22 protein-coding genes and 1 tRNA gene are annotated in these 21,151 nt (G+C 63.7%); 12 read left to right on the forward strand and 11 right to left on the reverse strand.

The features are described 5' to 3' along the window. Nucleotides 1-25: 25 nt before the first annotated feature. A complete protein-coding gene (gene trxA, locus N1058_RS04205) occupies nucleotides 26-1,021 on the reverse strand; it encodes a thioredoxin (protein WP_265516231.1) in 996 nt (331 codons plus the stop codon). Between the two features lie 72 nt (nucleotides 1,022-1,093). Then, nucleotides 1,094-1,591, reverse strand: coding sequence for a prolyl-tRNA synthetase associated domain-containing protein (locus N1058_RS04210; protein ID WP_265516232.1), 498 nt, complete (start codon nucleotides 1,589-1,591; stop codon nucleotides 1,094-1,096). Between the two features lie 192 nt (nucleotides 1,592-1,783). Between N1058_RS04210 and N1058_RS04215 the strand changes: the two genes are divergently transcribed. The 8 genes from N1058_RS04215 to N1058_RS04250 all read left to right on the forward strand — a co-directional run bounded on the left by N1058_RS04215 (nucleotide 1,784) and on the right by N1058_RS04250 (nucleotide 8,997). Then, nucleotides 1,784-1,858, forward strand: a tRNA-Gly gene (locus tag N1058_RS04215). Between the two features lie 236 nt (nucleotides 1,859-2,094). Continuing rightward, on the forward strand, nucleotides 2,095-2,334 hold the full coding sequence (locus N1058_RS04220; RefSeq protein WP_265516233.1) for a hypothetical protein: 240 nt from the start codon (nucleotides 2,095-2,097) through the stop codon (nucleotides 2,332-2,334). 182 nt (nucleotides 2,335-2,516) lie between these two features. After that, entirely contained in the window at nucleotides 2,517-3,938 is a 1,422-nt protein-coding gene (locus N1058_RS04225) for a hypothetical protein (protein ID WP_265516234.1), read from the forward strand. Between the two features lie 150 nt (nucleotides 3,939-4,088). Then, the gene (locus N1058_RS04230) at nucleotides 4,089-5,393 is read left to right on the forward strand and encodes an ABC transporter substrate-binding protein (RefSeq protein ID WP_265516235.1); all 1,305 of its coding nucleotides are present in this window, start codon (nucleotides 4,089-4,091) and stop codon (nucleotides 5,391-5,393) included. 322 nt (nucleotides 5,394-5,715) lie between these two features. Beyond that, complete coding sequence (locus tag N1058_RS04235; protein ID WP_265516236.1) at nucleotides 5,716-6,597, forward strand: branched-chain amino acid ABC transporter permease; 882 nt, start codon at nucleotides 5,716-5,718, stop codon at nucleotides 6,595-6,597. Next, nucleotides 6,594-7,559: a branched-chain amino acid ABC transporter permease gene (locus N1058_RS04240; protein ID WP_265516237.1), complete on the forward strand. Its 966-nt coding sequence runs from the start codon at nucleotides 6,594-6,596 to the stop codon at nucleotides 7,557-7,559. The genes N1058_RS04235 and N1058_RS04240 overlap by 4 nt, the downstream gene beginning before the upstream one ends. Next, nucleotides 7,556-8,293, forward strand: coding sequence for an ABC transporter ATP-binding protein (locus tag N1058_RS04245; protein ID WP_420847944.1), 738 nt, complete (start codon nucleotides 7,556-7,558; stop codon nucleotides 8,291-8,293). The genes N1058_RS04240 and N1058_RS04245 overlap by 4 nt, the downstream gene beginning before the upstream one ends. After that, complete coding sequence (locus N1058_RS04250; RefSeq protein WP_265516239.1) at nucleotides 8,290-8,997, forward strand: ABC transporter ATP-binding protein; 708 nt, start codon at nucleotides 8,290-8,292, stop codon at nucleotides 8,995-8,997. The genes N1058_RS04245 and N1058_RS04250 overlap by 4 nt, the downstream gene beginning before the upstream one ends. Before the next feature lie 64 nt (nucleotides 8,998-9,061). Here N1058_RS04250 and N1058_RS04255 read toward each other — a convergent pair whose 3' ends face one another. The 6 genes from N1058_RS04255 to N1058_RS04280 are packed head-to-tail and all read right to left on the reverse strand — an operon-like array spanning nucleotide 9,062 to nucleotide 16,135. Then, a complete protein-coding gene (locus N1058_RS04255) occupies nucleotides 9,062-9,526 on the reverse strand; it encodes a MarR family winged helix-turn-helix transcriptional regulator (protein ID WP_265516240.1) in 465 nt (154 codons plus the stop codon). Then, complete coding sequence (locus N1058_RS04260; protein WP_265516241.1) at nucleotides 9,523-10,107, reverse strand: amino acid synthesis family protein; 585 nt, start codon at nucleotides 10,105-10,107, stop codon at nucleotides 9,523-9,525. The genes N1058_RS04255 and N1058_RS04260 overlap by 4 nt, the downstream gene beginning before the upstream one ends. Further along, nucleotides 10,100-11,014 (reverse strand): UPF0280 family protein, encoded by a 915-nt coding sequence (locus tag N1058_RS04265; protein WP_265516242.1) that lies wholly within the window; start codon nucleotides 11,012-11,014, stop codon nucleotides 10,100-10,102. Before N1058_RS04265 ends, N1058_RS04260 begins: the two co-directional genes overlap by 8 nt. After that, complete coding sequence (locus tag N1058_RS04270; RefSeq protein ID WP_265516243.1) at nucleotides 11,011-12,537, reverse strand: 6-hydroxynicotinate reductase; 1,527 nt, start codon at nucleotides 12,535-12,537, stop codon at nucleotides 11,011-11,013. Before N1058_RS04270 ends, N1058_RS04265 begins: the two co-directional genes overlap by 4 nt. After that, a complete protein-coding gene (locus tag N1058_RS04275; RefSeq protein WP_265516244.1) occupies nucleotides 12,534-15,281 on the reverse strand; it encodes a molybdopterin-dependent oxidoreductase in 2,748 nt (915 codons plus the stop codon). Before N1058_RS04275 ends, N1058_RS04270 begins: the two co-directional genes overlap by 4 nt. Further along, a complete protein-coding gene (locus N1058_RS04280; RefSeq protein WP_265516245.1) occupies nucleotides 15,278-16,135 on the reverse strand; it encodes an FAD binding domain-containing protein in 858 nt (285 codons plus the stop codon). The genes N1058_RS04275 and N1058_RS04280 overlap by 4 nt, the downstream gene beginning before the upstream one ends. Before the next feature lie 212 nt (nucleotides 16,136-16,347). Here N1058_RS04280 and pncA point away from each other — a divergent pair, with 212 nt between their 5' ends. Continuing rightward, nucleotides 16,348-16,953 (forward strand): bifunctional nicotinamidase/pyrazinamidase, encoded by a 606-nt coding sequence (gene pncA, locus N1058_RS04285; protein WP_265516246.1) that lies wholly within the window; start codon nucleotides 16,348-16,350, stop codon nucleotides 16,951-16,953. Between the two features lie 52 nt (nucleotides 16,954-17,005). Here pncA and N1058_RS04290 read toward each other — a convergent pair whose 3' ends face one another. Next, nucleotides 17,006-18,040, reverse strand: a complete 1,035-nt coding sequence (locus N1058_RS04290) for an aspartate-semialdehyde dehydrogenase (protein ID WP_265516247.1) — start codon at nucleotides 18,038-18,040, stop codon at nucleotides 17,006-17,008. A gap of 379 nt (nucleotides 18,041-18,419) precedes the next feature. Between N1058_RS04290 and N1058_RS04295 the strand changes: the two genes are divergently transcribed. From N1058_RS04295 to N1058_RS04305, 3 genes are read left to right on the forward strand one after another with little or no spacing between them, the layout of a single operon-like run. Then, complete coding sequence (locus tag N1058_RS04295; RefSeq protein WP_265516248.1) at nucleotides 18,420-18,821, forward strand: DUF6152 family protein; 402 nt, start codon at nucleotides 18,420-18,422, stop codon at nucleotides 18,819-18,821. A gap of 12 nt (nucleotides 18,822-18,833) precedes the next feature. Beyond that, the gene (locus N1058_RS04300; RefSeq protein WP_265516249.1) at nucleotides 18,834-19,310 is read left to right on the forward strand and encodes a DUF2214 domain-containing protein; all 477 of its coding nucleotides are present in this window, start codon (nucleotides 18,834-18,836) and stop codon (nucleotides 19,308-19,310) included. A gap of 51 nt (nucleotides 19,311-19,361) precedes the next feature. Continuing rightward, nucleotides 19,362-19,508, forward strand: coding sequence for a peptide ABC transporter permease (locus tag N1058_RS04305; RefSeq protein WP_265516250.1), 147 nt, complete (start codon nucleotides 19,362-19,364; stop codon nucleotides 19,506-19,508). Between the two features lie 12 nt (nucleotides 19,509-19,520). Here N1058_RS04305 and leuB read toward each other — a convergent pair whose 3' ends face one another. Together leuB and N1058_RS04315 are read right to left on the reverse strand one after the other, a co-directional pair. Further along, nucleotides 19,521-20,645: a 3-isopropylmalate dehydrogenase gene (leuB, locus tag N1058_RS04310; RefSeq protein WP_265516251.1), complete on the reverse strand. Its 1,125-nt coding sequence runs from the start codon at nucleotides 20,643-20,645 to the stop codon at nucleotides 19,521-19,523. Nucleotides 20,646-20,741: 96 nt separating this feature from the next. After that, a complete protein-coding gene (locus tag N1058_RS04315; RefSeq protein ID WP_265516252.1) occupies nucleotides 20,742-21,125 on the reverse strand; it encodes a RidA family protein in 384 nt (127 codons plus the stop codon). Between the last annotated feature and the right edge of the window lie 26 nt (nucleotides 21,126-21,151).

The raw sequence follows: 21,151 nt of genomic DNA on the forward strand, positions 1-21,151 counted from the left end.
GAGCTTTTCGCAGCGGGGGAGGCGCTCAGGAGAAAAGCAGGGATGAAAGACGTCTGCGCGCCGACAGCGTTGCGGGATCGGCAGGTCCCCAGGCGTCGAAGAGCTCGAGCAGTTTTGCTCTCGCGCCGTCATCGTTCCAGCTGCGATCGGTGCGTATGATGTGCAGAAGACGTTCGGCAGCCTCCTCGCGCCGTCCCCGTGCATTGGCGATCAGGGCCAGATCGAACCGCGCCTGATGATCGGCGGGGTTGGCTTCGAGACGGGCCGCCAGTGCCTCCGGGTCGCCCAGGGCCGCCACCTGTTCGGCGAGAGCCATGCGCGCACGAATCGCTGCGACCGCCGACGCATCGCTCTTTGCCGCAGGCACGCGGTCGAGCAGCGCTGCCGCCTTATCGGTCTGCCCGGCGTCGAAAAGCAGCCCGGCAAGCCCGGCCAATGCATCGACCTGTTCAGGTTCTTCCTGGAGGATGGCGGAGTATATATGGGCGCCCGTCTGGCTGTCGCCTTCGCTTATTGCTGCCTTCGCCGCCTCCAGAGCTTCGCCTATCCGGTCGCCCCCGTCGCCGCCCAGCTTGTCTATGAATTGCTTGATCTGGCTTTCAGGGACGGCACCCATGAATCCGTCCACAGGCTGACCATCCTTGAAGGCGATGACGGCGGGGATCGACTGGATACCAAGCTGCCCGGCAATAGCAGGGTGTTCGTCTATGTTCATTTTCACCAGCCGTACCTTGCCGCCGGCCTGCCTCACCGCTTGTTCCAAAAGGGGTGTAAGCTGCTTGCAGGGCCCGCACCACGGCGCCCAGAAATCGACCAATACGGGCTGGCGCCGCGATTCCTGAATGACATCCGCACTGAAGGAGGCCGTGGACGTTTCTTTGATCAACTCGCCGGCCGTGGTATTGCCGTCCAAATTCAGCACGGATGGCTGCGCCTGCGACTTGTTATGTTCAGGCGTACCGAAGTCGACGCTGGCCGTCGTCATACCGGCAGCCTTATAAGGATTGTCGCGCGTGCTCATTTGGACCCCCGTGTTGCGCCGGCCGAAGCCGAAATTCCGATCAGTATAAGATGTCTGTGCCAGATGTGGCCATCAAATCGAGACTTTCAAGACGAGCGGCTCATGCCCGGTGGCCTCAAGAAAACGAAAGAGATCGTCCTTGCCGATCGATGTCGTCGCCGCATTGTGCAGCGGATGGCCATTGATGATTTGCTCTTCCGTCAGCGGTTCGTCGAGGACGAACGTGACTTTCCGATCCAGATCGTTGACCAGGCCGAAAAGGGTTACCGATCCCGGTGTCACGCCGAGCAATTCCATCAGCGCATCTTCCTTGCCGAACGAGACCCGTCCCGAGGCGCCTATCGTGTGATGTATCGTCTTCAGGTCGACGACGGCGCGTTCCTCGACGGTCACCAGGAAATAGCGCCCCTTCTTGTCCTTCAGGAAGAGGTTCTTGGTGTGGGCGCCCGGAATGCTGCCTCGCAGGGATTGGGATTCGTCGACCGTAAAGAGCGGCGGATGCTCTCTGGTTGCTGTGTCGATGCCGAGCTCGCGCAAGAATGTGAATAACTCGTCCGCCGTCTTTGCCATATCCATCCCGTCCTCACGGATTTCCCGATGGCTTTCGTTTATGTGGAGGCGTTACCGGTTGCAAGATGCTCCTATGCGCGCTGAGAAGGGGCGCTGGCGAAATGCGTCCAATACACCGAACATGCGAATTCCCTGTTGCAATCGCCGTCCAGTTCAGCCATATAGGCGCCGCTTGCGGCTTTCGCCGCGCGAGCGGGTGTAGCTCAGGGGTAGAGCACAACCTTGCCAAGGTTGGGGTCGAGGGTTCGAATCCCTTCGCCCGCTCCAAAATTTCTTATTTTTGAATTGCTTAGGGCTCGGGTATCCGGGCCTTTTTGCTGTTTGGAGGCGGGGGGCGCGGCGGGATCGTCGCAGTTGGGGTTGCTCCCGCATCTCACAACAAGTCTCGCCCCTCGCGACAATTTGAAATCCGCGCACTTTGCGTTCCGATGAGACGCGGATATGATCTTATTGGCCGGATTGGCGCCGTTCGTTGCCATCGAACCCCGGCCAGGGAGGCTTTCATGTTGCGAATTCTATTGCTTGCCGTCGCGCTTTTCGCGTTTCCGGCTTCCGCTTTGGCTAATATGTGCCCGTCCGTCATGGCCGAGATCGATGCCGCCTTGGAAACGGCGAACCTTAGCGATGATGAGAGAGCTCAGGTGATGGAGCTTCGCGCCCGTGGCGAGGCTGAGCATCTGGCCGGTGACCATGACGCGTCGCTGGCAACGCTCGACGAAGCCAAGGCCCTGCTCGAAATGTAATCGGACTCAAAGGAACTTTTGACAAGTCGGGCCGGTTCGCGCGCCGGCCCGATTTCTTTTGATCTCTGATCATGGTGAGTATCCCTCTGCGAAGCGGTGCTACAACGCTGCGCGTTTTTTGGATGCTTGAAGGATGCTGTAACGGTCTTTCCATTTGTACGACCTTGGGCCAGGGTGTGTTCATGCGCCTGAAGCTCCCCCGCATCGCTGGATACGCCATCGCCTGCTTTGCCCTCCTGGCAGGCACCGTTGCCGCTTTTGCCCATGCTTCGGAGCGGGGGCATGTGCTGCTTCTGCCTACAAGCTATTACCTGATGGGCGGCGCGATGGCGGTCGTGTTCAGCTTCGTCGTTCTGGCCTTCATGCCGCCGGGCGCCTTGTTGCAAGCAGGCGCCTGGCGGTTGCGGCTTTGCCGCTACCGGCCCTTCGGAAAGTTCGCCGCCAGCACATTCTCCTTCGCCGCATTTGCCTTCCTGCTCCATGTGGGCTGGGCCGGCAGCCGCGATCCGCTGGCTAATCTGCTGCCCTTGACCGTTTGGACCGTGCTCTGGCTCTGCCTGACGCTTGCCCAGGGCATTTTCGGGTTCTGGTGGCCGTGGCTGAACCCTTGGTACGGACCGTGGCGTATCTGGACCGCAGTGACTGGCCAAACGGCCCGCGAAGATAACCCCTTTCTAATTCTGCCGAATCGGGTGGGAAGATGGCCAGCCTTTGCCATTCTCTTCGCCTTCGCATGGTTCGAGCTAGTCTCGCTCGCGCCCGACGATCCCGGCAATCTCGCCGGGGTCGTCGTGGCCTATTGGCTTTTCACCTTCGCCTGCATCGTCCTCTTCGGTTACGGGACATGGATGGCGAGAGGCGAGTTCTTCTCTGTCTTCTTCCGTCTGGTCTCCCATCTTGCAGTTTTCGCTGTTCGCGCCGGATACCTCTGGCTGGTTCTGCCGGGAGCGAAGCTGCGGCACGCGCCGGTCCTGCCGGCAAGCGGGGTCGCCTTCGTGCTCCTGGCGCTGGCTTATATTTCCTTCGACGGGCTGATGCGCACCTTCGCCTGGCTCCAGATCATCGGCGTCAATCCGCTTGAATTTCCAGGCCGCTCCGCAGTCATACTCCAGAACACGCTTGGGCTTGCCGGAATGGTGACTCTTTTCGCGGTGCTTTTTCTCGCGGCGATCCTGGCGGGCGAAAAGCTGGCCGGTGGAAAGGGAACCGCGCGCGCAGCTGGCGCTCTCGTGTGGTCGTTCGTGCCCATCGCGCTCGCCTACCACTTTTCCCACTATCTCGTCGTCATGCTGGTGAATGGACAATATGCTCTGGCCGCAGCTTCGGACCCGCTGGCGCGCGGTTGGAACCTTTTCGGCACGGCCGATATGCCCATCCGCGCCGGCCTGACGCTGGGCGCCGATGCCGCCTGGGCCATCTGGAATGCGCAGGCGGCGGCGATCGTCGGTGGCCATGTGCTGGCCATCATCCTCGCGCACGCCACTGCCTACGGGCTTTACGGCAGCGCGCGGCGCGCGGCGTTGAGCCAGATCCCGATGGCCGTCCTGATGATATTCTACACGGTTTTCGGCCTGTGGTTGCTGTCCACCCCGACCGCGGGCTGACATGCCCTCGCATAACGCTGCGTCATGTTGTATTGCCAATGGCCGGGATTGGTGATTTAGTTTGTACACAAGTGATTTTTGTGGCGAGAGAGGGCACAAAAAAAGCGCCCCACCGCCCGGTTGGACTGTCTTGAACAGAGGGGAACCGGCATGACTGAAAATCGCAAATCCACCATTCTCACGCCGCACGGCCTGACGCGCCGAAGTGCGCTCAAGGGCCTTGGCGTCGCCGCCGGCCTCATGGCCGCGCCGGGCTTCGTCCGCTATGGGCAAGCCCAAACCTCCGAACCCATCAGGATCGGATTTCAGTGCCATCGCACTGGCATCGGCGCCGCCTACGGCCGCTGGTACGAGCGCACCACGACAGCCGCCGCCAAGCTGATAAACGAAGCCGGCGGCATCAACGGCCGTCCGCTTGAAATCATCATCGAGGACGATGGCACCGATCCCAAGCGCGGCGCCGAAGTGGTCGAGAAATTCGCTAACCAGCACAAGGTCGACCTGGTATACGGCACGCTGTTCAGCCACGTGGTCGTCGGCTCCGCGCCGGCCGCGGGCGAGCTGAAGATGCCCTACTATGTGGTCAGCGAGGGCTATCACGTCGCTTCCGGCAAGATGAACCGCTACTGCGTGCAGCCGGGCATCACCGACGTGAAGGCGCAGGTGCGCTCGGTCGCGCCCTGGATCGCCAACAATCTCGGGAAGAAGATCACGCTGGTCTATCCCGACTACGCGTTCGGTCATGATCACCGCGATTTCTTCGAGCCAGCCATCCAGGCCCAGGGCGGACAGGTGGTCGCCAAGGTGCCGATACCGCCGACGGAGACGTCGTTCACCCGCTACCTGCCGCAGATCCCTTCCGACACCGATGTGATTTACCACGTCATGGTCGGTCCCGCCGTCCTCACCTTCGTCAAGGAACTCGGCGAGTTTTTCGGCAATTCCGGTCCGCAACTTTTCGGCTTCATCGATTCCCTTGAAGCCGTCGACATCAACAGCCCCGGCCTGGAGTTTCTGGACGGAAGCCATTTCTGGGAAGGCATGCCGCGCTACGCCCAGCCTGACGAGCCTGAGTATGTGTCTTTCTACCGCGATACGGTCGGCATTGATGAGAACGGCGCCAGTGTCGGCGATCCGACGGATGTCTCCACCGCCGCCCATATGTTCGGCTGCTGGGAAACGTTGCACATCATCAAGACCGCGATGGAAGCCTCCGGCTATGCCGGCCCCGGAGACCGCACCAAGCTGATCGAGGCGACCGAAGCCATGACCGACATGGAAGCGGGCCGCGAACACCCACAGGGCAAGAAGCGCTTCAACGGCAAGATCCACCAGGTGTTTGGCGAACAGAATATCTCCAGGGTCGAGGATGGCAGGCTCAATGTCGTGCATCGCACCTCGATCGAAGACGGCCACTACGAGCCGGAAGCCGACTATACGACGATGTTGTTCTGATCCGGCACCGGGCGCTCAAGTGCTCGTACCAGCGCCATCACCGCCGAGGAAACTCGTGGGTGCGTTTTGGAGGGCGCGAGGTGCCTAGCAGATCATCATCCCGGAAGGCGAAGCACTTCCGGGACCCATTGGAAGCTGAACGTAGATCAGGGTCGGGTCCCCGTCCCTGCCGCGCACCAGCACCCAGCGGCCCTTCTACAGAGACCGGCCGCTCCTTTCAATTGGTCTCGGCCCTCCTTGCAGTCGGCCGGGATGACGCCCGCTGTATCGAGTACTGACCTCACAATCTGTCCCGTTGCTTCCAGGAGTTTGCCGCTAACCCATGGCCTTCGGACCCTATCTTCTCCTCGCCACGCTTGAAGGCCTTGTGACGGCGGCGGTGCTGTCGCTCATGGCGCTGGGCCTCTCGCTGGTCTTCGGCGTCATGCGCGTCGTCAACGTCGCCCATGGCGAGTTCTACATGCTGGGCGCAGTGCTGGCCTGGTGGTTCTCGACCATGCTGGGCGGCCATCCGGCCGTCGGCTTTCTGCTTGCGCTGGTGCTAAGCCCGCTCGTCGTCGCCGCCGTCGCCTTCGTCGCCGAGCGCCTCGTCCTTAGCCGGCTCAACTATGAGCCGGAGGCCACCATCGTCGCCACGATTGGCCTGCTCTACATCATCCAGCAGCTCGCGCTCAGCTTTTACGGCGCGGATGCCCGCCCGGTGGAAGCGCCGTTCAGCTATCGCATCCAGTTGCCCTGGTTCGGCTATTCTGCCTACAAGCTCGCCGTCATCGCCGCTTCTGCTTTGATGATGATCGGCACATGGTTCGTGCTTACACGAACCAAGATCGGCCTCGTCATGCGTGCCACGCAATATGACCGCGAGACGGCACAGGCGTTCGGCATTCCGGTTGGCAAGGTTTATGCTGGCGTCTTCGCGCTGGGCGCGGCGCTGGCCGCGTTTGCCGCCGTCCTCATCGTGCCGATCCAGCAGGCTCACTACCTGATGGGCCACGATCCGCTGCTTCTGTCCTTCATCGTCGTCATCATCGGCGGGCTTGGCTCGCTGCGCGGCACGGTCGTCGCCGCCATTCTCATTGGCCTGTCGGACGGCATCGTCTCCATGTTCTTTTCGCCGACGCTCGCCAAGATGCTTGCGACGTTCCTCGTCGCCATGGTCCTCGTCTTCCGCCCGCAGGGTCTGTTCGGAGCGGCCGCGCGATGATCTCCCTTCTCCCGCGCGGCAAGACGCTGGTTCTGCATATCGGCATCGTCCTAGCGCTGCTCGCGCTCAATTTCATCCTTCCCGAATATCACCGCGGCGTCTTCTCGCGCGTGCTGGTGCTTGCCGTATTCGCCATGGGCTACAACATCGCATTCGGCTATACGGGCCTGCTCAGCCTCGGCCACGCCATGTTCTTCGCCGCCGGTCTCTACGGCGCGGGGCTGACTATCTATCATCTGGACTGGGGCGTCTGGCCCGCTTTTGCTATGGGGCTTGCGGCCGGCCTCGCGCTGGCGCTTCTGGTGGGCGCGCTGGCGCTGCGGACGACCGGCGTCGCCTTCATGATCGTGACACTGATGTTCGCTCAGGTCTTCTACCTCACCACCCTTTATTTCACGACCTATACGCGCGGCGAGGAAGGGCTGGTCCTGCGGCAGCAAGCCCGCGTTCTTGCGTTTCCCGGCGGCGCGCTCGATCTCTCCGACCCCTCGACACGCTATCTGGTCGCGCTCACGCTCTTCACCCTCGTTCTCGGCGCCGTGCTGTTTCTGGTCCGTGCGCCGTTCGGCCGTTCGCTGGTGGCCATAAAGGAGAACGAGGAGCGCATGCGCATGCTGGGCTATGACGTCTTTGCCAACAAACTTCTGTCCGTCGCTCTTTCGGGCCTCGTCTGCGCGGCCTCGGGCGCGGCCTATGCAGTGCTGTTCGGCTATGTCGGATCCGGTTTCGCGGCGATCCAGTATTCGATACTGCCGCTGCTCTGGGTGCTTCTAGGCGGCGCGGCGACGACGCTCGGACCCCTGATCGGCACGCTGCTCATGTTCTATGTGATCGACCTTGCCTCCAGCCACACGACGGCGCATCTGCTGGTCGTCGGCCTCGTCCTGATCGGTCTCATCCTTTACTTCCCGAAGGGCATCGTCGGCACGATACGAGAAAGGTGGGCGCCATGGCTGCCGTGAACCCCCTTCTTTCCACCAACGCGCTCAGCCGCTCCTTCGGCGGACTGAAGGCCGTCGAGAAAGTGGATTTTTCGCTGCCTCAGGGCCAGACCCGCGCCATCATCGGGCCCAATGGTGCCGGAAAGACCACCTTCGTCAGCCTCGTCTGCGGCCGCGTTGCACCCAGTTCGGGCACCGTGGTCTTCGACGGAAGCGACATCTCGCGGATGCCTGCCCACCGGCGCGTGCGCGCCGGCATCGCCTACACGTTTCAGATCACCTCCATCTTCGCCAACCTTACGGTGTTCGACAATGTGGCCCTTGCCGTCCAGCGGCGACTGCTCGGCGACAGGCAGCACGGGCTCTCCAGCCGCCTGCTGCTGAAACACGGCCTCGATGCGCTGGAAAGGGTCGGGCTTGGGGACCGTGCGGAAGCGCTGGCGGGTAACCTCGCCTATGGCCATCAGCGCCTGCTGGAAGTGGCGATGGGGCTGGCGCTCAAGCCGCGCCTGCTGATCCTCGACGAGCCCACGCAGGGACTGTCGGACGGCGAAATCGAAAGCTTCATCGCGCTTGTCCGCGAGATCGCCAGCGAGGCGACCGTGCTTCTCATCGAGCACAATATGGACGTGGTCATGGCGCTGGCCGAGCGCATCACGGTCATGGAACAGGGGCGCATCCTGGCCGAAGGCACGCCGGACGAAATCCGCGCGAACAAGGCTGTGCAGCAAGCCTATCTCGGAGGCGATGCGTGAACGCAATACTTACCCTCGACGCCGTCGATAGCGGCTACGGCAAGGTGCAGGTGCTGCGCGGCCTGTCGCTCGACCTGAGGCCGGGCGAGGTGCATTGCCTGCTCGGCCGCAACGGCGCCGGCAAGACCACGACCCTCAAGGCGATTATGGGACTGCTGCCCGTCTCGGTGGGGAAGATCGTGCTGGACGGCATGACGATCTCCGGCCTGCCCGCCCATGAAGTCCCGCGCGCGGGCATCGCCTACGTGCCGCAAGGCCGCCGGCTCTTTTCGGAACTGACCGTCGGCGAGAACATCGAGGTCGGCCTGATGACGCGCGGCAAGGGCGGCGAGACCCGCGACAGCGTACTGGATCTGTTTCCGGTGCTGCGCGAGCGGCTGAAGCAGCGGTCGGGCACGCTCTCCGGCGGCGAGCAGCAGATGCTGGCGATGGCCCGGGCGCTTTGCATCGAGCCGAAGGTGCTGCTGCTCGACGAGCCGACCGAAGGGCTGATGCCCTCGATGATCGCCCGCATCCGGGAAACGGTCGCTTCCCTGCGCGAACGCGGCGTTTCCACCATTCTGGTGGAACAGCGCGTCGACGCCGTGCTGCCGGTCGCCGACCGCGTTTCCTTCATTGAAAACGGGCGCAACCGCGAAACGGTGGACATCGCGCAACTCCGGGCCGACCCGGGCATGGTGCATCGCTATGTGGGCGTGGGATAAGAGCAACCCCAGGAAAAGTGGAAGCCGGTTTCTGTCAGGGACTGCGTGGAATGATCCAGCGCGCCTATCCGTCCGCGATCTTTCCCAGGAGCTTCAGAAAAATCTCTGCCTCGCGCGCGTTCAGCGGCTTCAGCGTTTCGGCCGTGATCCGCATCGCCACCGGCAACAGCCTCTCGACGAGCACGCGCCCCTCCTCCGAAAGCCCCACCACCAGCCGCCGCCGGTCCAGGGTATGCGGCTTCAGTGTCACAAGTCCCCGCTTCTTCAGCCGGTCGATCACGCCCTTGATGGTCGCCGCATCCATGGCGATGAGCTGGCCGAGCTGGTTCTGCGATGTTTCGCCGACCTCATGAAGCCGCGCCAGCGCGGCGAATTGGGGCGGCGTCAGGTCGCCCACATGCGCTGCGAAGATCGAAAGATGACGCTGGTTCGCCTTACGCAGGACGAATCCTACCTGCTCGTGCAGGCGGTATTCGCCGCCCGCTTCCAGGTCGTCGTGCACCGGCGGCAGCTTGTCGGCCACGTTCATCGCAGCCCGTCCTGGCCCTTGATGTCTTCGGCACGAAGACCGCCCATGCGCGCATGGACGCGGGGTCCGCAGGTCATGGCGAGCACGAACAGGATTTCATCGGGACGCGGCCCGTCGGCCATCCCGACTTCCATGGCGTCGAAATGGCTGCGCACATAGGCGGCGTTGATATGGCCGAGCGGTACGTCGATGCGCGCGCCGAAGGCGCCCACCTTCTTGGCCGAGGGCACGATGGCCCGGGAATCGCCGAGCCGCTCCCGCATGGCATAGCCGCCCGGCACATGCCAGAGCGCGCCGTGCTCCAGCTCGCCCGCCACGCCCACGATGGCCCCCTTGCCGAAACCGTCGATCACCGACGTGTCGCCGCCCAAGGCAGCGATCAGCCGGTCGGAGAGCTCCAGCCCCAGCGGTCTCAGATCGTCCATCGCGCTTTCGAGCTCGGGGACATAGCGCCCGGCAAAGGGATTGGCCACCAGAGCCATGGCCGCCGCCCGGCGGCGCGGCGTCTCGCGTACCGGCCCGCCCTCGTGAAATATCTCCTCGGTAAGCAACGTGATCTTTCGGACGGAAAACTCAGGCATGGCTCGTTTCCTCAAGTAGAAGCATTTCATTGAATGGAATGGGACGTTGCCGCGGCGCTTCGCCGAAGCAAGACCGAGAGCCGCCCACCAGACGATGCCGGCCCTGCAGGAAAAGCGCCGCGTCCGCAATCAGGCCACGGTCCCGCATGTCTTGCGCCACCGCAAGCCCTGCGTCGAGTGCTGTCGATGCTTCTTTCCCCGACAAAGGCCCAACCGCCACCGTCACCATCTGGTCACCGAGATCGCTGTCCGGCGACAATTCATTAGCCGGCAATCGTTCTACGCCGCCATGGCTCGGCAGATTGACGGCGTTGGCGATCAGCGTTGCCGCCACATCGGCCTGCGCCGCGCTTGTCGCCAGCACCGTCACGGCGTCCGCGATGCCCAGCGAATGGCTGCGCCCACGCCAGCCGCTGGTGGCGAGCCCGCGCACCGGGTCGGCGGCGCGGATCGTCAGCCGATCGGAAAACCCATGGCCGGTGCCGGCGATCGCCACCGTCGTCTCAGTGCCTGCGGCAAGGTGCAGCGCGGTATCGCCGCCATTGTTGACATAGGCGCGCCGGAGCCGCCGGCCGTCGACCATAGCAGCCAGCATCTCATCGGCGACGCCCCCGGCAACCGCCGCCATCGGAGTCACAAAGGCCGGATGGTGCCGGGCGCTGGCCGCTTCCATCCGGCGCGCGGTCGAGTGGCGGAAACGGCGCGCCCGCAGCCCGACCGGGCGGCGTAGCGCGGGCAACTCGCTCACGAGCTCTTCCAGAATGCTCCGGAACCGGGCGGCCGCCTGCGCATAGGCCTGCCTCACCTCGTTCTCCGGGCCGAAAGCTTCGACGATCAGGTCGATCGGCCCGTGGTTCATATGCAGCCGCCGCTTGTCGGGCAGCCAATGCACGGTCGGGCCCATCATTTCCGGGGCTCCCGCCGCAATTGTGCCAGCGGCGGCCAAGGGCTGCCTGGCGGGGCTGCTTCCTGCCGCCGCTCGTTGAAATACTCGCCGCCCCGCTCCAGCACGTCCTCCAGCGAACGGATCTCGGCCTCATAGCCGCCGAGACGGATATAATCGTCGCGGCGCATGGTGAACTCGATAGGCGCGACCAGCGCCGGCGTCGGCACATAGCCGAAGGCATTGTCCGGCGTGCGCGAGACGTCCACCATGATGGTGATGCCCCCGCCCGGCCAGACATAGACCGGCGCGCCACCGCAGGTGACATAAGTCTTCAGCCCCTGCACGGAGCGAGTGAGGTTGACCGGGTTTTCGGTCACGCCGGCGCGCAGGCTGCCGCCCGCCCCGCCCATGAAAAGCACGGTGCAAAGCGCGGGCTCGCAATTCTCCTCAATCAGGTCGACGGATTTGCGCAGCCGCTCGGGAAAGGCCTTCTCCACCGGCTTCAGATCCTCGTCGAGCTCGTAATAGGCGAACTGCTCTCCGGTGGTCGATACCATCAGCAGCGAGAGCCCCGGCCGGGCGCCTTTCTTTGCGTTGAAGTCGCCCAGAATCTCCAGCGGGTCGTCGATGGTGGTCCCGCCCCAGCCGAGCCCCGGCTCGGAGACCTTGAAATAGCGGCCGGGCGTCGATTTGCGGCCGACGATCCTGATCCCGGTATCCTCCCAGCCGATCACCTTGCCGGCCTGATGCTCGGACACGACACCGGTTATGTGGTCGTCCACCACGACCACCTCGTCCACCAGCCCTTTCCATTGGGTCGCGAACATGCCGATGGTGGCCGACCCGCAACCGACCCGCATGCGCGCTTCGCGCTGGCCGTCGATCACCGGTGCCTTGCCGGCTTCCACGATGACCGTCGCGCCGCCGTCAATGGAAAGCTCGACGGGCTTCTTGTTGCACAGATCCATGAGCGCCCGGCAGGTCACGCGGCCTTCGGACTTGGAGCCCCCGGTCAGGTGCTGCACACCACCCAGCGAGAGCATCTGGCTTCCGTATTCGGCGGTGGTGACATGGCCTATCACCTCTCCCTCGGCCCGCACGGCAGCTGTTTCCGGGCCAAGATGCCGGTCGGTGTCGATCTTCACCTTGACACCGCAATAGGAGAAGATCGCCTCGGTCACTACGGTGACGAGATCGACGCCCTCGACATCCTGACTCACGATAAAGGGTGCCGGCTTATAGTCCGGATAGGTCGTGCCGGCGCCTATGGCGCTGACGAACCGGCGTCTGGTATTGACCAGCCCGCCATCCCAGGAGCGCTCGTCCTCGAACGGCACCAGCGCCGTGCCATCCTCCGCCGCATGCTCCAATACGGTCACCGGATCGCAGCGCGTGATCCGCCCGCCGAAATTGCCGTAGCGGTCGCAGGCGCCGGTGCGGCCTTCGGCGATGTAGCACATGACGGGGCAGGCGTCGCAGCGCAGCTTTTCTTTCTGGGCCTTCTTCGGCGGCTCCGCCTCGAAACGTTCGGAAAGCTCGTTCATGGCTTCCGCCCCGCTGCCTGAATGGCCGCCAGAACGCGCGACGGCGTTGCCGGCACCTTTTCGATCTCGGCGCCGCTGGCATGGCGGATGGCGTTGAGGATGGCCGGCGCCGTCGGAATGAGCACGTGCTCGCCCAGCCCCTTTGCGCCAAAGGGGCCTTCAGGGTCCGGCACCTCCACCAGGATCGTCTCGATCGGCGGCACATCGCCGATTGTGGGGATGAGGTAGTCGTGCAGGTTTTCCGTGCGGCCCGGCACATACTCCTCCATCAGCGCAAGGCCGATCCCCTGGGCGATGCCGCCCTCGATCTGCCCTTCGGCCAGGATCGGATTGATGGCCCGGCCGACATCGTGGGCGGCAGTGATCTTCAACAGTCTCACCGTGCCCAGCCTCATGTCCACCTCCAGCTCTACGATCTGGGCGCCATAGCCATAGACGGCATAGGGCTTGCCCTGGCCCTTCCCGTCGAGCGCGGTGGTCGGCGGATCGTAGGTCTCCTCGGCCGAGAAAGCATAGCCATGCGCATCGGCTGGAAGATTATCGAGTGACACATGGCGCACCGCCTGCCCTTCGCGAATGACCAGCACCGTGCCCTCCAGCGATATTTCCGCCGCGTCCGACACGTTCGCGAAACGCAGGATCGTCTCACGCAGCGCGCGCCCCGCCTTCTCCGCCGCCTTTCCCGAAATGAAGGTCTGGCGGGAGGCGGATGTCTTGCCCGCGTCGGGCGTGATGCCGGTATCGCCGCCAAGCAGCGTGAAGGCCGACAGCGGCAGGCCGCTGGCGTCGGCGCATATCTGCGCGATCACCGTGTTCGATCCCTGGCCGATATCGACGGCGCCCTGATGCAGGACGACGGCGCCGTCACGCGAAATTCCGACCCTGATCGTCGAGGGATTGGGCAGCGCCGTGTTTCCGCAGCCATACCAGCAAGAGGCGACGCCAATCCCCCGCCGCGTCTTGAAGCTCTCCTTGTTGAAGCTTTCCGCATCAGCCAGCGCGCGCTCCCAGTGCGGCCGCAGTTGCTCCAGACATTGGCGGATGCCGACGCCATGAAGTTCCTGGCCGCAGGTCGTCCGGTCGCCGTCCGACAGCGCATTGACCAGCCGGAATTCCAGTCGGTCCATCCCCAGCTTCCCGGCCAGGCGGTCGTAGAGCGTCTCCTGCATGATGGTCGCCTGCGGCACGCCGAAGCCGCGAAAGGCACCGGAGATCGGCCCGTTGGTATGGATCGCGCGGCCGACCGCGCGGTAATTCGGCGTCCTGTATGGGCCCGACGCGTGCACCGGCACGCGATTGGCCACCGTCGGACCCCAGCTTGCGTAAGCGCCTGTGTTGAAGTCACCCTCGAAGATCATGCCGGTGATCCGGCCTTGTGCATCGGCGCCGATGCGGGCCTGCATTCTGGCGGGGTGGCGCTTGGTGGTCGACCGCATGGAATCGCCGCGGCTATAGACGAGAGCCGCCGGCCTGCCGGTTTTAAGCGCCACGAGGCCGATGAGCGGTTGAAGCGAGACGTCGAGCTTGGACCCGAACCCGCCGCCCGTCGCCAGCGGCACGATCCGCACCTTTTCCGGCGGCAGGCCCAACACCTTGGCCGTGTCGTCGCGATCCATGAAAGGGGCCTGGGTGCAGGCTTTTATGACCAGCGTGTCGCCATCGACCATGGCATAGCCGGCTTCCGGCTCGATATAGGCATGCTCCACATAAGAGGTCTCCATCGAGCCCTCGACTATGGCCTTGGCGCGGGCGAGACCGGCCTCGGGGACGCCGCTTTCAACGAGCCCCTGCGTCAGGATGTTGTCCGGGCGGCCCTCATGAACCAGCTTTGCGCCGGGGGTTCTGGCCTCTTCCGTCGTCAGGCAATACGGCAGTTCGGTCCAGGCGATCGGAAAACTGGCCGGATCGAGCGCCTCGATGGCGTCGCGTTCCCCTGCGATCAGCGCAACCGCTTCGCCCCGGAACCGGGCACGCCCTTCCGCCAAAGCCGGCTGATCGGCAAAGGGCGGAATGACGCCGAAGCGGTTTTCACCGGGGATATCCGCCGCCGTGAAGACGCCGACGATGCCCGGATGCGCCGCGATAAAAGCTTCCCTATCGCCGATCTCGAAGGTCGCGTGCCAAAAAGGCGAACGCACCACCAGCACCGAAAGCGCATCGGACGGCCGCTCGTCGGCGCCGAAGATCTCCCGCCCCGTTACCTTGCGCTCGCCGTCAAGGCGGATGGGCGAAGCGCCGACGGCCGCGCGCGGGGCGATGGTTCCGCTTTCGACGGCAACTGGCCTGTTTGCGTTCATCACCGCCTGCACGATCTTGCGGTAGCCCGTGCAGCGACACAGGACACCGCCCAGCGCATCCTGGACCTCGGCCTCCGAGGGTGCCGGGTTCTCATCCAGAAGCGCGCTTGCCGTCACCAGCAGGCCCGGCGTGCAGATGCCGCACTGTGCCGCGCCATGGCGAAGAAAGGACTGCTGAAGAGCCGAAAGGCGGCCGTTGGAGAGCCCTTCCACCGTGCGCACCCGCCGGCCCGCAACGTCCGACGCGGGAACGAGGCAGGCGCAAACGACCTCGCCGTCGACCAGCACCGAGCACGCGCCGCAATCGCCGGCGTCGCAGCCGACCTTGGTTCCCGTCAACCCGACCTTATCGCGCAGAAGCGCGGAAAGCCGCTGAACCGGAGCAGTTTCGACGACGATCGGCCGCCCGTTGACCTCAAACGATAGGGAAATGCTTCCACCGCTCATGCCGCAACGCCTCGCTCTGCGTCGGTGAAAGCGGCTTGGAGCAGCGCCCTTTCAACGATCTCTCGCGCCCCCAGCCTGCGATATTCGGCACTGCCGCGAACGTCGTCGATGGGGGACAATTCCGAAAGTGGATAATCTACGACAAGTTCTGATATATTACTGATATATCTACCGATCAGCGCTTGCTCCAATCCCTCGATCCGCTGCGCCACTGCCGAGCAGGAGCCGACGGCGACCGCCGCCTCCACGATTCGCTCTCCTTCCAGCGCGATGCGCGCCGCAGCCATGGCGATGGATATGATGAGGTAGCGCCGCGCACCGAGCTTCACGAAGCTGGACCGGCCGGCCGTCGCGTGCCTGGGCACATGCACCGCCGTTACGAGCTCGCCGGGCCGAAGCGCCGTTTTGCGGTTGCCGAGAACGAATTCGGACAGCCGGACCAGACGCTGGCCTTCATCGGCAGAACGTAGCTCAACGCGCGCGTCCAGCGCCAAGAGAGGCGGCATCCCATCGGCGGCGGGAGAAGCGTTGCACAGATTGCCGGCCACCGTCCCACGGTTCTGGATCTGGATGGAACCCACCTCGCGCGCGGCCTGCTTGAGCATGTCGAAGGCCGGCGGCAGGGGATGGCGCATGATCTCGGTCCAGCTCGTCCGCGCGCCGATGACGACATGGTCATCCGTCTCGGTGATGCCGGCGAGCTCCGGCAGTCCGTTGATGTCGAGCACGTCTTGTTTGAGGGGCCCGGCACCCAGTGCCGGGTAGAAATCGGTGCCGCCCGCAAGCACGGTCCATGGCTTCTGCTTCAGCAGAAGCAGCGCCTCCTCGAGTTCGGTCGGTCTGGCATAGTCCATGGCTTGCCTGCCTGCCTCGTCTTGCACGCCGCGCACCGCCGCTGCCTTCGATCAGTGTCGAACCGGGCGGCACGCTCCTGTCCCAGCGCCATTCTTGTTGGTCTGCGGCGCAAACTCGTTTGTATACGAATGATACGCCGATGCGCCTGCTTGTCAAAGGGGAACATCCGGTCCACCCTTGCACCGATCACTCACATATGCGGAGGCAAGGCATGGCCGATGAGGCGCTGATCGTCATCGACGTCCAGAATGATTTCTGCCCGGGCGGGGCACTCGCCGTGAACGAGGGTGACCAGGTGGTGCCGCTCATCAACCGGCTGATCCAGCGGTTCGACCATGTAGTGCTGACTCAGGACTGGCATCCCGCCGGGCATTCGAGTTTCGCGTCCCGCCATGCCGGGAAACAGCCCTTCGAAACCATCGCCATGCCCTATGGCGAACAGACACTGTGGCCGGACCATTGCGTGCAGGGCACGCACGGGGCGGAGTTTCACGATGACCTGGAATGGACGAAGGCGGAGCTGGTGATCAGGAAGGGTTTCCGCAGGGAAATCGACAGCTATTCGGCCTTCTTCGAGAACGACCACATAACCCCGACGGGCCTTTCGGGCTATCTGCGCGAGCGCGGCATCACAAGGGTCACGCTAGCCGGGCTCGCCACCGATTACTGCGTGGCCTATTCGGCGCTGGACGCGCGCAGACAAGGCTTCGAGGCGACCGTCCTGCTCGACGCCTGCCGTGGCATCGACCTCGGCGGATCAATGGCGGCGATGGAGAAAAGGATGCGCGAGGCGGGTGTGGCGCTGGCCCAAACGTGAAAAAACGGCGCGAAACGCTCCGCGCCGTCGCTGTTTTCAGGCGAAAAAGGGCCTAAGCTGCCTGCTTTTTGGGCTGGATCAGCCCCTTTGCGACCAGCAATTCGGCGATCTGGACCGTATTCAGCGCCGCGCCCTTGCGCAGATTGTCGGAGACGATCCACATGGCCAGGCCATTGTCGATGGTCGAATCTTCGCGCAACCGGCTGATATAGGTGGCGTCCTCGCCGGCGCTCTCATAGGGCGTGATGTAGCCGCCGTCCTCGCGCTTGTCGATGACCTGGCAGCCCGGTGCCTCGCGCAGGATCTCGCGCGCTTCGTCGGCGGTGATCGGCTTTTCGAACTCAATGTTCACCGCTTCGGCATGGCCGATGAAGACCGGCACGCGGACGCAGGTTGCCGTCAGCTTTATCTTGGGGTCGAGCATCTTCTTGGTCTCGGCCACCATCTTCCATTCTTCCTTGGTGAAGCCGTCGTCCATGAAGACGTCGATATGCGGGATCACGTTGAAGGCGATGCGCTTGGTGAACTTCTTGGTGGAGATGGGATCGGCGACGAAGACGGCGCGCGTCTGCTCGAACAGTTCGTCCATGCCCTCCTTGCCCGCGCCGGAGACCGACTGGTAGGTGGACACGACGACGCGCCTGATGGTTGCCGCATCGTGCAGCGGCTTCAGCGCTACGACGAGCTGGGCCGTGGAGCAGTTGGGATTGGCGATGATGTTCTTCTTTCGGAAGCCTTCAACCGCATCCGGATTGACCTCCGGCACGATCAGCGGCACGTCCTGGTCGTAGCGAAAGGCCGACGAATTATCGATGACGACGCAGCCTTGCTTGCCGATCCTCGGCGAATATTCCTGGGAAACGCCGCCACCCGCCGACATCAGGCAGATGTCGGTGTCGGAGAAATCGTAATTTTCCAGCGCCTTCACTTTCAGCGTCTTGTCGCCGTAGGAGGCCTCCTGCCCCACCGACCGGCGCGAGGCAAGCGCCACCACCTCATCGGCGGGGAAGCCGCGTTCTTCGAGGATGTTGAGCATTTCGCGGCCGACATTTCCAGTAGCGCCGGCTACGGCTATCTTGAAACCCATGATTTTGAACTCCTGTCCCTCTCCGCTTGCTTTGGAAGATGCCCGCCGACCTGCGGGTTTCTCTTCCCCGGGCCGGACCCGGGGAGAGCGCGAGCGGGCCAAGGGAAATCAGACCGTCTTGGCGGTCGTTTTTTTGGCCGTCGTGGTGGTGAAGCGGAGGCCCGCGCCGACATTCCCGGCGGTGCGGGGCGAAAGGCCCGAAAAATGCATCGCGATGGGATCGCGCATGAAAGTCAGCTCCGTTTACGCGCGTTGTTTTACGCTGAATTGGCGCGGAGTCAACGTGGTGCATCGGGCATGGTTCGCCGAAACGTGACTTGACCGACAGCCGCCGCGCCATACTCTGGCCGGGAGCGTCTAACGAATGCAGGAAACGATCATGCGGACGAACCGGACGATTTCACCCCTGCCGCTGCCCGCCCTGTTTATCGCGGCCCTCGTGTTTTTCGGCCTCGCCGCCCCAGCCTTTGCCCACCATGGCTGGGCCTGGACCGACAACGAGCCTTTCGAGCTGAACGGGACGATCGAGGAGATCTATATCGGCAATCCGCATGTCACCTTGACGGTGAGGGCCGAAGACGGCACCTGGCATGTCGACCTCGCCCCGCTCGCGCGGACCTTGCGTGCCGGTTTCGACGAGGACGCCGCCAGCGTCGGCGATATGGTGACCTGCCTCGGCTTCCGCTCCAGCGATCCGGCGGAAAGGACCATGAAAGCGGCTCGGGTGACGGTGAACGGCGCGACCTACGACGTCTATCCAAACCGCGTCCCCGACGCCTGACAGGCGCGGTCCATGCTCGCCGAATGGCTCCAGGCACTGCATGACTGGCCGCTGGCGGCGTTCTTTCGCCGCTCCGTCTATGCCTATCCGCTGCTCAACGCGACGCATATATTCGCGCTGACGCTGCTTGTTGGCACCATCCTGCCGGCCGACCTCAAGATACTCGGCCTTTTCCCGAAATTGGCGGCCGAGCCCTTTCTGCGGCTGATGACGGCAATCTCAGCCACGGGGCTGGTGCTGGCCGTGGCCACCGGCTTTCTGCTGTTTTCGGTTCAGCCGCTGGAATATGCCGCCAACGCGGCCTTCCTGACCAAGATCTCCCTGGTTGCGTTGGGCATCGCCAACGCGATCGTCGTCCGCACGAGTGTGGCTTGGCGAAGGGCTTCGGCGGGCGGGGCCACAGGCTCCGGCCTGCGGCTCGGCGCCTTGCTGTCGCTGGCCATATGGGTGGCGGCACTGTTCGCCGGACGCTGGATCGCCTTCATCTGAATGCCGGAACAAATGCAGTTGGCCGGCCGTTGCAGGAACACGGAGGCCGCCATGAACGAGCAGAAAGAGCAAAAGACCTACCGCGCCCGCGACACGCGCCAGGGCGACATCATCTTGCGCACGCTCCTGCGCAAGACGATCTTCATCGCCGGGCTTGTCGGCTTCGTCCTGCTGGCCTTGATGCTGAGCTTTCTGTGAGGGAAAATCCGGTCAGGCTGCCTGATCCGATAAAAGCGACCTGAATTTCTCCACGATGGCTTCCCCCATGACGCCGGTGCCCAGCTCGGTCATGCCTTCCGACATGACGTCCCTTGTGCGGTAACCCTCGTCAAGAACGGCGGAAATCGCCTTCTCCAGATGGTCCGCTTCCTCCACCATGTTGAAAGAATAGCGCAGGCACATGGCGAAGGAGGCGATCATGGCGATCGGATTGGCGATGCCCTGCCCGGCGATGTCCGGTGCGGAGCCGTGCACAGGCTCGTAGAGCGCCTTGCGGCTGCCCGTTTTCGGATCCGGCGCGCCGAGCGAGGCGGACGGCAGCATCCCGAGCGAGCCGGTCAGCATCGCCGCCACGTCCGACAGCATGTCGCCGAACAGATTGTCGGTAACGATCACGTCGAACTGCTTGGGCCACCGCACGAGCTGCATGCCGCCGGCATCGGCCAGCATATGGGTGAGCTCGACATCGGAATATTTTTCCTTGTGCGTGGCCGTCACCACCTCGTTCCACAGCACGCCCGACTTCATGACGTTGCGCTTTTCCATCGAGCAGACCTTGTTGCGGCGCGTGCGTGCCAGCTCGAAGGCCACGCCCGAGATGCGCTCGATCTCGAACGTGTCGTAGACCTGCGTGTCGATGCCGCGCTTCTGGCCGTTGCCGAGATCGATGATCTCCTTGGGCTCGCCGAAATAGACGCCGCCCGTCAGCTCGCGAATGATGAGAATGTCGAGGCCCTCGACCACCTCCTGCTTCAGCGAGGAGGAAGCGGCAAGGGCGGGATAGCAGATGGCGGGGCGCAGATTGGCGAAAAGCTCCATCTCCTTGCGCAGCCGCAGAAGGCCGGCCTCGGGGCGAACCTCATAGGGAACGCCGTCCCATTTCGGCCCGCCCACCGCGCCGAAAAGCACTGCGTCGGCTGCCAGCGCCTTGGCCATATCGGCGTCGGAAATGGCCTGGCCATGCGCGTCATATGCCGAGCCGCCCACAAGCCCTTCCTCCGTCTCAAAGCCGGCCCCAAGCTCGGTGTTCATCATGTCGACGAGCTTGGCGACTTCGGCCATTGCCTCGGGGCCGATGCCGTCGCCTGGAAGAAGAAGGAGCTTTTTCGTTGCCATGGGAGCCTCTCAGGAAAAAAAGTCGATGCCTTGCTACGGCACGGAAAACCGGCGCGCAAGGCGCATGCGCCCTGCTCCGGTACGGCGCCGCGAAGTTCAGCCACCGCGCCGCCGCGCCGTCACCTCGATCTCGATCTTCATTTCCGGCTTGATGAGATCGCACACGACCATGGTGGCCGCGGGTCGAATGCCGCCGAAAGCTTCGCCGAGGATCGGGAAAACCCGGTCGGCGTAGGCCGCCTCGGTTACATAATAATGGGCGCGAACGACGTCCTCGAGCGCGAAGTCGGCTTCCGCGAGCGCGGCGCGGATCGTGGCGATGCAGTTGCGCGTCTGCTCTTCCACGCTGTCCGGCATCGCCATAGATGCATAGTCATAGCCGGTCGTGCCGGAGACGAAACACCACTCGCCATCGACCAGGGCCCGGCTGTAGCCGGCGATCTTTTCAAAGGGCGAACCGGTCGAGATCAGACGTCGCATCTCATGCTACCAAAGCGCTGACGGCC

This window comes from Nitratireductor luteus (assembly GCF_026162365.1).
Lineage (GTDB): Bacteria > Pseudomonadota > Alphaproteobacteria > Rhizobiales > Rhizobiaceae > Chelativorans > Chelativorans luteus.

Bases quoted from the DNA above. Each gene is read 5' to 3' on its own strand.
- trxA (WP_265516231.1), bottom strand. From the start codon at position 1,021: ATGAGCACGCGCGACAATCCTTATAAGGCTGCCGGTATGACGACGGCC.
- N1058_RS04210 (WP_265516232.1), bottom strand. From the start codon at position 1,591: ATGGCAAAGACGGCGGACGAGTTATTCACATTCTTGCGCGAGCTCGGC.
- N1058_RS04220 (WP_265516233.1), top strand. From the start codon at position 2,095: ATGTTGCGAATTCTATTGCTTGCCGTCGCGCTTTTCGCGTTTCCGGCT.
- N1058_RS04225 (WP_265516234.1), top strand. From the start codon at position 2,517: ATGCGCCTGAAGCTCCCCCGCATCGCTGGATACGCCATCGCCTGCTTT.
- N1058_RS04230 (WP_265516235.1), top strand. From the start codon at position 4,089: ATGACTGAAAATCGCAAATCCACCATTCTCACGCCGCACGGCCTGACG.
- N1058_RS04235 (WP_265516236.1), top strand. From the start codon at position 5,716: ATGGCCTTCGGACCCTATCTTCTCCTCGCCACGCTTGAAGGCCTTGTG.
- N1058_RS04240 (WP_265516237.1), top strand. From the start codon at position 6,594: ATGATCTCCCTTCTCCCGCGCGGCAAGACGCTGGTTCTGCATATCGGC.
- N1058_RS04255 (WP_265516240.1), bottom strand. From the start codon at position 9,526: ATGAACGTGGCCGACAAGCTGCCGCCGGTGCACGACGACCTGGAAGCG.
- N1058_RS04260 (WP_265516241.1), bottom strand. From the start codon at position 10,107: ATGCCTGAGTTTTCCGTCCGAAAGATCACGTTGCTTACCGAGGAGATA.
- N1058_RS04265 (WP_265516242.1), bottom strand. From the start codon at position 11,014: ATGATGGGCCCGACCGTGCATTGGCTGCCCGACAAGCGGCGGCTGCAT.
- N1058_RS04270 (WP_265516243.1), bottom strand. From the start codon at position 12,537: ATGAACGAGCTTTCCGAACGTTTCGAGGCGGAGCCGCCGAAGAAGGCC.
- N1058_RS04275 (WP_265516244.1), bottom strand. From the start codon at position 15,281: ATGAGCGGTGGAAGCATTTCCCTATCGTTTGAGGTCAACGGGCGGCCG.
- N1058_RS04280 (WP_265516245.1), bottom strand. From the start codon at position 16,135: ATGGACTATGCCAGACCGACCGAACTCGAGGAGGCGCTGCTTCTGCTG.
- pncA (WP_265516246.1), top strand. From the start codon at position 16,348: ATGGCCGATGAGGCGCTGATCGTCATCGACGTCCAGAATGATTTCTGC.
- N1058_RS04290 (WP_265516247.1), bottom strand. From the start codon at position 18,040: ATGGGTTTCAAGATAGCCGTAGCCGGCGCTACTGGAAATGTCGGCCGC.
- N1058_RS04295 (WP_265516248.1), top strand. From the start codon at position 18,420: ATGCGGACGAACCGGACGATTTCACCCCTGCCGCTGCCCGCCCTGTTT.
- N1058_RS04300 (WP_265516249.1), top strand. From the start codon at position 18,834: ATGCTCGCCGAATGGCTCCAGGCACTGCATGACTGGCCGCTGGCGGCG.
- N1058_RS04305 (WP_265516250.1), top strand. From the start codon at position 19,362: ATGAACGAGCAGAAAGAGCAAAAGACCTACCGCGCCCGCGACACGCGC.
- leuB (WP_265516251.1), bottom strand. From the start codon at position 20,645: ATGGCAACGAAAAAGCTCCTTCTTCTTCCAGGCGACGGCATCGGCCCC.
- N1058_RS04315 (WP_265516252.1), bottom strand. From the start codon at position 21,125: ATGCGACGTCTGATCTCGACCGGTTCGCCCTTTGAAAAGATCGCCGGC.